Raw genomic sequence first — 13,188 nt, forward strand, 5'->3', positions numbered from 1 at the left:
CTCAGCGCTTGATGTACAGGCCCTGGCCGGTGGGACTCTCCCACACCAGCTCGCCCCGGGCGCGGAAGAACTCCCGCTCGCCGATGTGGCTGAGGCGGTAGCGCTTGAAGCCGAAGTCGTCGAACACGATCATGCCGCCGGGGCTGAGGCGCTCCACGATGAAGGGCAGCACGGCCAGTTCCGGCTCGGCGGCATTCAGGTCGACCTGGGCGAAGGCGATCTTTTCCGGCAGGCCCTGCTCGAAGCTTCCGGGCACGGCACCCTGGATGACGCGGAAGTTGCCCAGGGGCTCAAAGTGGTTGCGCACCTGGTCGTAGAGCTGGGGGCCATGGCCGGACTTCTTCGCCTCCTGGGGCGGGTTGTCGAAGATGTCGTAGAGCCACCAGGTCTTGCCCTGCACCTTGCGGAAGTCGCAGAAGCGCTCCATCACCTCCACGGTCTTGCCGTCGTAGCAGCCCAGGTCGATGAAGTCCCCCTCCACGCCCAGGCAGCTCCTGGCCGCCCAGCACAGGGTGTAGATGCGCCACACCCGGGCCAGGAGGATGGGGTCCTCGGCATGGGGGCCCATGGCGCGGATGAAGTCGATGTCCTCCAGGAAGCCCAGGTTGCGGTACCACACCATCATGTCGTCGTGGACGGCGGCGCCGCTGCCGGGCTGGTTCAGGTTGAGCATCTGGCCCAGGGCCTGGACGTGCATGACGAAGAGGTTCTTCACCAGGGGGTTGTCGAAGGGGGGCTTGGTGAATTCCTTGTTGTAGAGGGCGAAGTTGGGCTTGATGCTCATTGGGTGGCTTCCGTGGTCTTCATCATGCGGTTGATCTCGGCTTGCAGGCCCTCCGGCACCCTGCCCGTGGCCAGGGCCTGGTGCCCCCTCGCGCGGGCGCTGTTCCAGTCTCCCTCGATGCGGAAGTGGAGCAGGGCCAACAGGCTGTGGGCCAGGCCGCTGTCAGGCTGCCGCTCCAGCACGCTGAGGAAGAGGTTCTTGGCGGCCCCGTAGTGACGGCGGCCGATCAGTCGGTTGTAGGCCTGCACCAGGGCTTCGTCGCCGGGTACGCCTTCGGCCTGGCCGGTCTCGATGAGGAGGTCCGCCAGGGGCCAGCCGGGCAGGTTGCGCTCCAGGGTGTAGCGGCGCAGGAAGTCGAATTCCTTGGCGTTGCCCTTGAAGTGCACCACCTGCCTGGGCAGCAGGTCCAGCAGGCCGTCGGAGGGGCCGGGCTTGTGGTTGTAGGCGCTGCAGGGCAGGTACAGGATGCGGGTGCCGTCCAGGGTGCGCACCTCACCGTTCTCCGGGTAGGACCCGTCCCAGGCCACGCTGTTGAGGGAGAGCTGGCCGCCGCGCCACTTCTTGATGCCATGGGGGTAGCGGGCCTGGACGTCCGGGTCCAGGGCCAGTTGCGCGTAGGTGGCCAGGTAGCCGTTGTAGAAGGCCCGCACTTGCCCGGGGCGGCGATGGGAGGCGGCCTGGACGCCCTCGTTCAGCACCATGGCCGGGTCAGGGCGGAAGGTGACGGCAATGTCGAAGTCGCCATCCAGGACTTCGCGGAAGTCCTGGCCCACGAAGGCGTCGGAATCCAGGAACAGGGTGCTGGCATTGAAGGCGGCGGAATTCACGTAGGCGGCCATGGCCCGCACCCGCTGGTACATGGGCTCCTCCTTGTTCACCGCCAGGCGCACCACGTGGGTGAAGCGGTGGCCCGCCGGGACGGGGGAGTCCAGGTCGGTGACCAGGATGACGTTGCTGCCGGGGAACACGCCGGCGGCGGCATGGGAGAAATAGGCCAGGATGTAGTCGTAATCGAACCTGCGGTGGTCCAGGCCCTTCACGTCGAAGGTCTCGATGGGCTGGTAGGCCTCGGCCACCCGGGTGTGGTAGGTGAAGACGTTCAGCGGGGCCGGGCCCACGCCGGCGGCATCGAAGGCGGCAACCAGTTCGTCGAGGCCGGGCGGCGGGGACGCCTGACGGCGGGGCAGGGGCTTGGCCAGGATATCCAGGATGTCCCGGCCGTGGCCGGCGCCCGCCTCCTCCTGGCCGAAGTGGACGCCGCGCAGGGGCCGGATCTCCACGGCGCCGGATTCGTCCCGGGTGGCGCCGGCCCGGGCGTACACCTTCTCCAGCCACTGGTTGAGGACGATGACCGCCCAGACGATGTTGTTGTTGGCCTGGGGCAGCAAAGTCCGCAGCCGCCGCACGTCAAGCACCCGGGCCAGTGCGGCACCGTCGTGCACGGCCCGGGCCAGTTCATTGCCGAAGAAGTCGGCATGGGCCTTGAGGAAGGCGGGGGGCATGCCGAAACCGGTCTTGCGGCGATCCACCCATTCCGCCGGCAGGTGTTTCTTGAGGATGTGGCGCAGCAGGAACTTGCCCTTGCCGTCGGCCAGGTGCCGGGCCAGGGGGATACGCCCCGCCAGCCGGGCGATGGCCGTGGACAGGAGGGGGGCCCGCACCTCCAGGCCATGGGCCATGCTCATGCGGTCCACCTTGGCCAGCACGGCGCCGGGCAGGTAGCTGTTGGCGTCCAGCACCCTCAGGGTATTGATGGCGCCCCGGGCGGGGGCCATGGCCAGGAGGATGCCGGCGTAGATCTCCTGGAAGCGCTCCGGCAGGCCGCCGAACAGCTGCACCAGCTGCTCCAGGGGCATGACGGGCAGGAAGCGGTCGAAGTACAGGGGCGCCAGCTGGGCCGGTGTGAGGCCGTCGCCCAGGGCGGCCTGGGCGCCGAAATAGCGGCCGTACCCGGCGAACAATTCGTCGCCGCCGTCCCCGGACAGGGCCACGGTGATGTCCTGGCGGGCGAAGCGGGACAGGAGGTAAGTGGGGACGCAGGAGCGGTCGCCGTTGGGCTCGTCCAGGATGCTGCCCATGCGCGCGGCCACGTCCAGCAGGTCCTGGTGGCTGACGTGGTGGCAGTGGTGGGTGGTGCCCAGGACCTCGGCGATGCGGGCGGCGTCCTCGTGTTCCGACTCGCCGCCGTCGAAGGCGATGGTGTAGGTGTTCAGGGGCACGCCCAGCTTCTTCGTGGCCAGGGCGCAGACCAGGGAGGAGTCCACGCCGCTGGAGAGGAAGGCCCCCAGGGGCACGTCACTCACCAGGCGGGACTTCACTGCGGCGGTGAGTTCGTGTTCCAGGGCCTCGGCGACCTGGCGGGGGTCGGCGATGGGCAGGTTCTCCGGCAGCTGGAAGCTGAACCACCGCTTCCTGTCGATGCGGCCGTCCTGCCAGGTCAGCAGGCAGCCGGGCTCCAGCTTGCGGATGTCCCTGAAGATGGAGAAGGGCTGGGGCACGTAGCGAAAATGCAGGTAGGCTGCCAGCTCCGCGCCCTCGATGCCGCCGTCGAACAGGCCGGAGGCCAGGATGGCGGAGAGTTCCGAAGCGAACAGGAAGCAGTCGGGTCCGTCCCAGTAGTACAGCGGCTTCTCGCCGAAGGCGTCCCGGGCCAGGAGCAGGGTGTGGCTGGCGGTGTCGTAGTGGCCGAAGGCGAACATGCCGTCCAGCATGTCCAGGGCCCGCACCCCCTGGAGGCCCAGCATGGACAGCAGGACCTCGGTGTCGCTCAGGGTGTGGAAGGACTGTCCGGAACGCTCCAGACCCCGACGCAACTCGCGGTAGTTATATATTTCGCCATTGAACACCAGGGCGCGACTGCCGGTTGTGTCCGGCATGGGCTGGTGGCCGGCGCTGCTGACATCAATGACGGACAGGCGGCGATGGCCCAGGGCGACCCGGCCGTCAGCGGAAATCCAGGTGCCGGCGTCGTCCGGACCCCGGTGGGCGATGGCGTCGGTCATGCGGGCCATGATGGCGCGCAGGGCATCCGGCGAGTGCTTTCCGTGTTTGTCGATGAGGCCCGCGATGCCGCACATAAAACGCTTGGGTTCTCGTTCCGTCAGGTTACGCCCGAGTGTACATTACGGCGTCAGTTTCCCAGATTCGCCATGACCTTCCCCCAAGACGACCAGGACATCCAGCAGGCCTTGCGCCTGGGCCACGGCTATCTCCAGTCCGGCCGTGTGCAGCTGGCCGACATGATCTTCCAGCAGGTGCTGGCGAAATACCCCGCCCACGTCGATGCCCTGCACCTGGCGGCCCTTTCAAGCTTCGCCCAGGGCCACCATGCCGTGGCCGCCGATCTGCTGGAACGGGCAGTGAAGCTGGCGCCGGAGCGTCCAGAACTGCATAACGACCTGGGGGAATGCCGGCGTGCCGCCGGCGACCTGGACAAGGCCATGGCAGCCTACCGCGCATCCCTGGAGTTAAGACCGGACTATGCCGAGGCCCGCAACAACCTGGGCGTGGCCCTGCGCCAGGCGGGGCGTGCGGAGGAGGCGGTGGAGGCCTTCGAGGCCGCCCTGGCCAGCCGGCCGGATTACCCGGAGGCGGCCTTCAACCTGGGCGTCACCCTGGAGGACCTGGGTCGCCACGAGGCGTCCATGCCCCACCTGCAAAGCGTCCTGGAGCGGACCCCGGACAATCCGGTGGCGCTGGAGCGGCTGGCCCATGCCTGCATGGCCCTGGCGCTGGAAGACGAGGCCATGGACCACTTCGGCGCCCTGACCCTGCTTCTTCCGGAGAGCTTCGAGGCCTGGTACGCCCTGGGGGGGCTGCAGCAGCGCCGCAAGCTGCTGCCGGAGGCCCTGGTTTCCCTGGAGCGGGCGGTGGCCCTCAAGCCCGACCATCCCTGGGCCCGCTTCCACCTGGGCATGGTGCTGGACGACCTGGAACGGCCGGAGGCGGCACTGGAGCAGATGCAGGCCTCGGATCGGCTGTCGCCGGACAATCCCGCCACCCTTACGCGGATCGCCATCCTGCTGCGCAGCCTGCGCCGCCTGGACGAGGCGGAGGACGCCGTGCACCGCGCCCTGGCGGTCAAGCCGGACAGCGTGCACGCCCTCAATGCCCTGGGCCTGGTGGAGCTGTCCCGTCGCCACTGGGGCCAGGCCTCGGCCGCCTTCATGGCGGCGTCCGAGGTGCGGCCGGACATGGCCCTGCCCCTGGTGAACATGGCCAGCCTGTATGGGCAGAAGGGCGACTTCGCCCGACGCCGCCACTACTTCGGCTTGGCCCTGGAGCGGGCCCCGGGAGACGACCAGATCCGCTTTTCCTATGCCCTGACCCAATTGCTGATGGCCGAGTGGGCCGAGGCCTGGCGCAACTATGCCCATCGCCCCAACATCACCCGTACTTCGGACTACGACCTGCTGGAGGCCCCCCTGCCGACGGACCTCCAAGGCAAGCGCATCCTCGTGCAGATGGATCAGGGCCTGGGGGACGAGCTGCTGTTTCTTCGCTTCGCCCAGGTTCTCAAGGCGCGGGGCGCCTGGGTGGCCTACCGGCCCAACCCCAAGCTGGCCAGCTTCGTGGGCAAGCTGCCCTTCATCGACATGGCGGTGAGCCACCGGGAGACCCCCGAGCACCTGGATTACCGCCTGGCGGTGTGCGACCTGGCCCTTGCCGTGGACATGCGCGAGGTGACGGACATTCCCCCGCCGGTTATGCTGACGCCGTCCCCCGGCTCCCTGGGCCAGGCCCGGCGCCTGCTGGCACCCCTGGGCGATGGCCCGTTCATTGGCGTGACGTGGCGCGGCGGCACCTCCAAGGAAGAGTTTTCCAAGTGGAACGTGCTCTACAAGGAAATCGACCTGGATTTGCTGGCCGAACGGCTGCGGGACATGCCCGGCCAGGTGCTGGTCCTTCAGCGCAAGCCCAAGGCCGGCGAGATAGAGCGATTTGCAGCGCATCTGGGGCGGCCGGTCCATGACCTGACCGGCGTCAACGAGCAGTTGGAGGTGATGCTGGCGCTGTTGAGCCTGATCGACGAGTATGTGGCCGTCAGCAATACCAACGTCCACCTCCGGGCCGGTGCGGGGCGCATCAGCCGGGTGCTGATTCCCCACCCGCCGGACTGGCGCTGGATGACTTCGGGCCGCAGCCCCTGGTACCCCGACATTCCCACCTACCGGGAAGCCCCGGGGGGCGAGGGGTGGAGCGAGGCCCTGGAAGTGCTGCACTCAGATTTGCTGAAGACGATAAAAGGAGACCCGTCTTGATTCGCGTATCCATGATTGTCCCCAGGCCGCCGTGTTGCGACGTACGGCGCACCATGTCCCCGTGCGAACATCCAGGGAGGGCATCATGAGCACGCCCAAGGTCGTCAACGTCCAGGAGGCCCTGGAGATCGCAGTCCGGCTGCACGAGGACGGCCGCCTCGACGAGGCCGAGGCGGTGTACCAGAAGGCCTTGATGGGGGAACCCAACAACGCCGACGCCCTGCATGGCCTGGGGGTGCTCATGGTGCAGTGGGGCCAGCCGGACCAGGCCGTGCCGCTATTGAGCAAGGCCCTGGCCAGCCGACCGGATTTCCCTCTGGCCTGCAGCCACCTGGGTTGTGCCTACCAGGCCCTGGGGCGTAACGACGAAGCCCTGGAAGCCTACGGGAAGGCCGTGCAGATCGATCCGGCCTTCGTGGAGGGGTGGAACAACCTGGCCATTGCCCTGGCGGGGTCCGGGCGCCTGGCCGAGGCGGAGGAAAAGCTGCGCCACGCCATTAGGCTGTGGCCGGAATACGCCAAGGCCTATGACAACCTGGGCGTGCTGCTGCAGCAACAGGGCCGGCTTTCGGAGGCCTTGCAGGCTTATGAGCAGTCCATCAAGCTGGACGGCGGCAACCCGGAGTCCGTGGAGAACTTCAAGAACGCCCTCATGCTGGCGGGGGATGCGGAAAGCTATGTGGCCCGCTTCGAGAAGGAACTGGCGGAGTCGGTCGACCAATATGAAAGGACCCTCAGCGAGCATCCCCAGGTGGCGGAAGCCCACAACAACCTGGGCAATGCCCTGAAGGAGCAGCATCGTTACGAGGACGCCATCGCCCACTACAAGCTGGCCGCTGCCTTGCGGCCGGACTACACCGCGCCCCTGAACAACTGGGGGGTGGCCCTGCAGGAGATGGAAAGGCCGGCCGACGCCATTCCCTATTACGAGGCTGCCCTGGCCACCAAGCCGGACGATGCCCAGGTGCACAGCAACCTGGCCGCGTCCCTGATGGAACTTGGCCGCATCGAGGAGGCCCTGGATCACCTGGAAGCCTCGGTTTACCTCAATGCCGATTACCAGGAGGCCCGCTATAACCTGGCCCTGGCCCTGCTCAATCTGGGTCGCCTCCAGGAAGGCTGGCGCCATTACCTCTACAGGGGCTCCGTCAAGCAGCGCCAGAATGCACAGTCCTTCCTGGAACATCCCCTGCCCGCCGACCTGACCGGGAAGCGCATCCTGCTGACCCGCAACCAGGGTGTAGGTGACGAACTCTTTTTCCTGCGTTTTGCCGTCCAGTTGAAGGCGCGGGGTGCCTGGGTGGCCTATCGGGCCGCCGACAAGATCGCACCCATCGCCAGGCGCCTGCCCTTCCTGGACCAGGTTGTGGGACGCCACGAGACGCCGGACGGCCTGGATTATCTGTTTTCCATCGGCGACCTACCCCTGGCCCTGGGCGTCAGGGACCTGACCCAGGTGCCGTCTTCCGTCCGTCTGACCCCTCCGGAAGAATCGGTAAAGCTGGTGGAGGCCAGGCTTTCTGCCTTGCCGGCCAATGCCGGCCCCCTGATCGGGGTGACCTGGCGTGCGGGAGCGGACAAGAACGACCCGGAAACCCGCAAGTCGCGGCTGCCCTTCAAGGAGTACCCGCTGGAATCCCTTGCCGGGGTGCTGCGCGATTTACCGGGCACGGTTTTGATCCTCCAGCGCCATCCCAAGCCGGGGGAGGTCGATGCCTTTGCAGCGGAGCTGGGGCGGCCGGTGCATGACTTCAGCGACCTCAACGAGGATTTGGACCAGATGCTGGCGCTGATGGCCCGGCTGGACGAATACGTTGGCGTGAGCAACACCAATACCCATCTGCGCGCGGCAATAGGAGGCGCTTCCCGGGTGCTGGTTCCGGCCAACATCCTGGATTGGCGCTGGATGAGTGAAGGTGAGCGTTCGCCCTGGTTCCCTGACTGCCGCATTTACAGGCAGACGCCGGAAGGCAGCTGGCTGGGGGCGACCCTGCTCATCAAGGGTGACCTCAAGGACCTGTATGAGAAGGGGGGCGAGTCACCGTCGCGCCCGACCTATGGCAGGGCCCATCCCAGCCCCTGCTATGAGGCATTGCTGGAGCAGTATGGCCAGATGCATGCCGCCGGCCCGGAAGTTTTTGCCGGCAAGTCGGTATTTTTTGCCGCATCCATGATCCGTGATCTGGTGCAACGCCACGGTGCAAGGACATTGCTGGACTACGGTAGCGGCAAGGGTGAGCAGTACCGGGCCACCAATATCGCCCTGCCCAACGTGCCAGGGGTTTGGCCCAGCCTCAGCCAATACTGGGGCGTGGACAAGGTGGATTGCTACGAACCCGGCGCTGCTGTGGTCACCGGCGGCCCTGAAGGCCAGTATGACGGCGTGATTTGCGTGGATGTCCTGGAACATTGTGCCGTGGAGGACTTGCCCTGGATCGTGGACGAGCTTTTCTCCCACGCACGCCGTTTCGTTTTCGCCAACGTGGCCAGCTATCCGGCCGCCAAGACCTTGCCGAATGGGGACAACGCTCATGTCACGCAGCGACGGGAAGCGTGGTGGAAAGCCCTGTTTACCGCAGCGGCCGCACGTTACCCGGGCGTGCACTGGGCATGCGGCGTGGACCGCATCGTGATCAGCAAGGGTGAGAAGGAGATTCGGGAGAGCCTGCTTTCCAGCAGTTGAGTCCTTGCGACATCGGGTCAAGGCGCGCCTCGGGGCGCGCTTTTTTTTGGGAATTCACGGACGATTTGTAATTGGCATGCCTGTTGCTTTTGTCTCGCCAACCGTAGATCACTGCGGAGTCTGGAACTGGAATGGACCGGCAGAAGCCGACCACCGTATTTCAGGGTGATGCCCTAAACCAAAGGCAAGGAGTGAATAATGAAGGAAATCGCACTGACGGCGAGCATGCGGCAGAACGTAGTCAGCCTTCAGCTGACGGAATCGTTGATCAACCGGACCCAGGACCGTCTGGCGACCGGCAAGCGGGTCAACAGCGCCCTCGACAACCCGACCAACTTCTTTGTTGCCGCACGGCACACCCAGCGCGCCAATGACCTGGTTGGCCGCAAGGACGCGATGGGGGAGGCGATCCAGACCATCAAGGCCGCCGACGTGGGCATTTCCGGCGTCAAGACTTTGCTCGAGTCTGCCAAAGGCCTGGTGGAGGCCGCGCGCTCTGCCACCACTGCGGACCGGTCCGCCCTGGGAACCCAGTTCAGCCAGATTCTCCTGAAGATCAACGACGTGATCGAGGATGCGGACTACAAGGGGGTCAACTACCTGGAAAACGGCTCCTTGACCGTGTTGTTCAACGAGGACGGCACCAATGCCCTCACGGTGACCGGCTTCACCGCCAACGTCGGGGCCTCCGGCCTGGGCGTGAACGCTTCCGGCGCGGATATTTCGGCGGGTGGCGCAGCCCTGGACGCTGCAGCATCCCAGATCCAGGTGGCCCTCACCACCCTGACGACCCAGGCCTCCATCCTGGCCAGCAACCTGTCCGTCATCAACGGTCGCCTGGACTTCACCACTGACCTGGTGAACGTGCTGAAGGAAGGTGCCGACAAGCTGACCCTGGCCGACATGAACGAGGAATCAGCCAACATGCTGGCGCTTCAGACCCGCCAGAACCTGGGCGTGACCTCCCTGAGTCTTGCCTCCCAGGCGGCCCAGTCGGTCTTGCGCCTGTTCGGCTAAGCGTCATAGATGGGGCGGCGCATTGATGCGCCGCCGGATGAAAGCGTTACCGGTCCTCAGTGGGCGAGACCTGCCCAGAGGAATCAGATGGATTAAGAAAGGGGTTGATGATGGAAATGAACATGCAAGTGGCCATGGACGTTGAGGTCTTGGAAGAAAAGGACGAGGCCAGGGAACTGGAGGCAGCCCTTCTGATTCGCGCGGCCCTGGCCCTCAAGGAATGCCAGGATGAGTGGGGGACCGAGGGGCATGAGGCCCGTCTGGATGAAGCCCTGAAGTTCAACCAGCGGCTTTGGACGGTATTCCAGACCGAGTTGAGCAGCGAGGACAACCCCCTCCCTGAAGACGTCAAGCGCAATCTGCTCAATTTGTCCTGGTTCGTGGACAAACGAACCTACGAGACCTTGTCCAATCCCGAGGTGGGAAGCCTGAACGTCCTCATCGACATCAACCGCCATATTGCCGAAGGCCTGGCCGGACAGGCCTGAGCCAAGGCCCGGGCGGGCCTTGCCGCCCTGCGATTTCCAGCTTTTTTCCGCACCCGCCCCAGGCGGGTGTTTTTTTCTCAAGCTTGCCTAAAGTTTTTCTTTGGCCTGCCGATAAGAGAATCGCAATGCCTTGCGAGGGCGTCGCGAACTTAACCCCGGGAGGGAGAACCCTCCTAAACATCCTTAGAAAAGGAGCTTCAAATGGCAGATATCGCCCTGACCGCATCCATGCGGCAAAACGTCGTCAGCCTGCAACTGACGGAAACCCTCATCAACCGCACCCAAGACCGCCTGGCCTCCGGCAAGAAGGTCAACAGTGCCCTCGACAACCCCACCAACTTTTTCGTTGCAGCCCGCCACAACCAGCGCGCCGGTGACCTGATCGGTCGTAAGGATGCGATGGGCGAGGCAATCCAGACCATCAAGGCGGCGGATACCGGTATTTCCGGCATCAAGACCCTGTTGGAATCCGCCAAGGGCTTGGTGGAATCCGCGCGTTCCGCCACCACGGCTGACCGCTCTGCCCTGGGTACCCAGTTCAGCCAGATCCTGTTGAAGATCAACGACCTGGTCGAGGACGCGGACTACAAGGGCACAAACTACCTGGAAAACGGTTCCCTCACCGTGCTCTTCAACGAGGACGGCACCAATGCCCTCACGGTGACCGGCTTCACCGCCAACGTTGGGGCCTCCGGCCTGGGTGTGGCTGCTTCCGGCGCGGATATTTCCGCTGGCGGCACGGGGCTGGATGCGGCGGCTTCGCAGATTCAGGTTGCCCTGACCACCCTGACGACCCAGGCCTCCATCCTGGCCAGCAACCTTTCCGTCATCTCCGCGCGTCAGGACTTCACGACCAGCCTGACCAACGTGCTGAAGGAAGGTGCCGACAAGCTGACCCTGGCGGACATGAACGAGGAATCCGCCAACATGCTGGCCCTGCAGACCCGTCAGAACCTGGGTGTCACCTCCCTGAGCCTGGCTTCCCAGGCCGCTCAGTCGGTGCTGCGTCTGTTCTAACAGCGGGACTAGGACCGTGAAGGGATGGCTGGCCATCATTGCATGGCCAGCCGTTTTTCTCATGGTTTGGGAAGTCGCGGCAGGAGGGTGAATCATGAATACAGTCGAATTCGTGGGTGCATCGGCCCCAGGCGTGGCGGTTCCAGCCAAAGTGCCTGCTCGTGTTGCCGAAGGGCCTTTGTCGCAGTCCATGGGCACCGATCAAGTCAATGAGGGTGACGAAGCCATTTCCCTTGGCAGATTCGGACCCCTCAATTCAACAAAAGAGGCCTTGGGCCAGGTGGCAACGGGTGTACGTGAACTGGCCTATGCACGGAAACTGGTCGAACGCGCCCAGCAGCAGTTGGAACTGGTGGTGAAAAGTTTTCCGCCATTCCCCCCTGGCAGCATGGAGAGGGAACAGTACCTCAACAGCGTTGCCGGGATTCGCAGCATCATTGAAAAATTGACCATACCGCCCGAACCGGGTGAACAACTGAAGCAGGCCTTGTCCCAACCCGCATTGATCAACTCGGATGCCTCTGCGGATTTGATGCCGGCGGGCATGGATGGATTGAGCCGTGCCGAGTCCGTGCTGGCCGAAATGCAGGCGAGCATGGAACACGAGGTTTTTCCGTCTCGCGCCAATTCGGGAGAGGAAAGCTTCGTCGTGTACCAGAGCAAGCGCGTGGGCGCCGAATTGCTGCGACAGGGGGCCGCCATATCCAGGTCACCGGAAGCGGTGCTGGCCCTCATCGGGTGACAGGCTTCAGAGATTGGCGCAATTGACATGGCTTTGAGTTTGACCCTGAAGCCCAAGGAAAAGATTTTCATCGGTGGCGCGGTGGTGCAGAACGGCCAGGCGAAGGCGGAGTTGACCATCCTTAACGATGTGCCCATCCTTCGCCACAAGGAAATCATGCACGAACAGGAAGCGGATACGCCCTGTCGGCGCATATATCTCGCGGTCCAGCAAATGTATATGGACGGCGTGAATCGCCCGGCCTATTTCAAACTCCTGGAGGAATTGGTGAACGATGTGGCCCAGGCCGCGCCCAGTACGGTCCCCAGGCTGCGGGAGGTAGGTGATTTGGTGACTGGTGGCCAGTACTATCTGGCCCTGAAGGCGGTAAAACAGCTAATCAATTACGAATCGGAGCTTCTGAAAAATGCCAGGCAATGCGATTGACGCATACAAGAGTGTCCAGAACGAGACCATGGATGGGCGTGAGTTGGAGTCGTCCTTGTTGTCGAGAGCTGCGGCCTTGTTGCGGCAATGCCAGGAAACCTGGGACCAGGAGGGCCATATCGAGCGATTGGACAATGCCCTGCGCTTCAACCAGCGCCTGTGGACCTTCTTTCAGTCCGAACTGATGGAAGAAACCAACCCCCTGCCCGCACAGATCAAGCAAAACCTGCTCAATCTTTCCGCCTTCGTGGATAAGCGTACCTTTGAAATCATGGCCTATCCGGCCCCGGACAAGCTCAATGTCCTGATCAACATCAACCAGCAGATATCCGAAGGCCTGGCCCCGCCCCGGCCCGCAGTGCCTGAGGCCGAAGGGCCCTGACAGCAGGTCGCGCCCACCCGCTGCATGATGTTGGAGCAGATCAACTTCACAGGCCGTGAACTGCTGATCGCCGTGATCCTGGCCACGCTGGTCTATGTGGTGGAGACCTTGATCTTCGCACGGCGCAAATCCCGGGACACCTCATCCTTCACCCTTCGTATCGATGCCCTGGAAAGGGAGTTGGCCGGCCTCAAGGCCAGGTTGGAACACCTGGAGGTGAGGCCGCCTGCGGGCAGCGCGATGGATGGCCAGTCCACCATCTACGCCGAGGCCGTCCGTCTGGCACGGAACGGGGTCCAGCCTCGAGACATGGCCGACCAACTGGGCATCTCCCGCAGCGAGGCCGAACTCATCGTGGCCTTGCATAAGGAGAAGCAGTGATGGCAAT

At 64.4% G+C, this 13,188-nt stretch carries 11 protein-coding genes; 9 read left to right on the forward strand and 2 right to left on the reverse strand.

Features of this window, described 5'->3' with window-relative positions:
* Position 1: 1 nt before the first annotated feature.
* Together H6935_00710 and asnB are read right to left on the reverse strand one after the other, a co-directional pair.
* Complete coding sequence (locus tag H6935_00710) at positions 2-784, reverse strand: class I SAM-dependent methyltransferase (GenBank protein ID MCP5276871.1); 783 nt, start codon at positions 782-784, stop codon at positions 2-4.
* Entirely contained in the window at positions 781-3,861 is a 3,081-nt protein-coding gene (gene asnB, locus H6935_00715) for an asparagine synthase (glutamine-hydrolyzing) (GenBank protein ID MCP5276872.1), read from the reverse strand. Before asnB ends, H6935_00710 begins: the two co-directional genes overlap by 4 nt.
* 72 nt (positions 3,862-3,933) lie before the next feature.
* On the opposite strand from asnB, the gene H6935_00720 reads away from it, so the two are divergent.
* From H6935_00720 to H6935_00760, 9 genes are all read left to right on the forward strand, one after another.
* Entirely contained in the window at positions 3,934-6,045 is a 2,112-nt protein-coding gene (locus H6935_00720) for a tetratricopeptide repeat protein (GenBank protein ID MCP5276873.1), read from the forward strand.
* A gap of 85 nt (positions 6,046-6,130) precedes the next feature.
* A complete protein-coding gene (locus H6935_00725) occupies positions 6,131-8,728 on the forward strand; it encodes a tetratricopeptide repeat protein (GenBank protein ID MCP5276874.1) in 2,598 nt (865 codons plus the stop codon).
* Between the two features lie 198 nt (positions 8,729-8,926).
* Positions 8,927-9,745: a flagellin gene (locus tag H6935_00730; GenBank protein MCP5276875.1), complete on the forward strand. Its 819-nt coding sequence runs from the start codon at positions 8,927-8,929 to the stop codon at positions 9,743-9,745.
* A 116-nt stretch (positions 9,746-9,861) separates the two neighbouring features.
* Entirely contained in the window at positions 9,862-10,233 is a 372-nt protein-coding gene (flaF, locus tag H6935_00735) for a flagellar biosynthesis regulator FlaF (protein MCP5276876.1), read from the forward strand.
* Between the two features lie 201 nt (positions 10,234-10,434).
* Positions 10,435-11,250 (forward strand): flagellin, encoded by an 816-nt coding sequence (locus H6935_00740; protein MCP5276877.1) that lies wholly within the window; start codon positions 10,435-10,437, stop codon positions 11,248-11,250.
* 94 nt (positions 11,251-11,344) lie between these two features.
* Positions 11,345-11,992: a hypothetical protein gene (locus tag H6935_00745; GenBank protein ID MCP5276878.1), complete on the forward strand. Its 648-nt coding sequence runs from the start codon at positions 11,345-11,347 to the stop codon at positions 11,990-11,992.
* Between the two features lie 27 nt (positions 11,993-12,019).
* Positions 12,020-12,418, forward strand: a complete 399-nt coding sequence (locus tag H6935_00750) for a flagellar biosynthesis repressor FlbT (GenBank protein MCP5276879.1) — start codon at positions 12,020-12,022, stop codon at positions 12,416-12,418.
* Positions 12,399-12,800, forward strand: coding sequence for a flagellar biosynthesis regulator FlaF (gene flaF / locus H6935_00755; GenBank protein MCP5276880.1), 402 nt, complete (start codon positions 12,399-12,401; stop codon positions 12,798-12,800). The genes H6935_00750 and flaF (H6935_00755) overlap by 20 nt, the downstream gene beginning before the upstream one ends.
* 24 nt (positions 12,801-12,824) lie before the next feature.
* A complete protein-coding gene (locus H6935_00760; protein ID MCP5276881.1) occupies positions 12,825-13,181 on the forward strand; it encodes a DUF2802 domain-containing protein in 357 nt (118 codons plus the stop codon).
* Positions 13,182-13,188: the final 7 nt, after the last annotated feature.

It is taken from the genome of Thiobacillus sp. (assembly GCA_024235835.1).
Taxonomy (GTDB): Bacteria; Pseudomonadota; Gammaproteobacteria; order Burkholderiales; family Thiobacillaceae; genus PFJX01.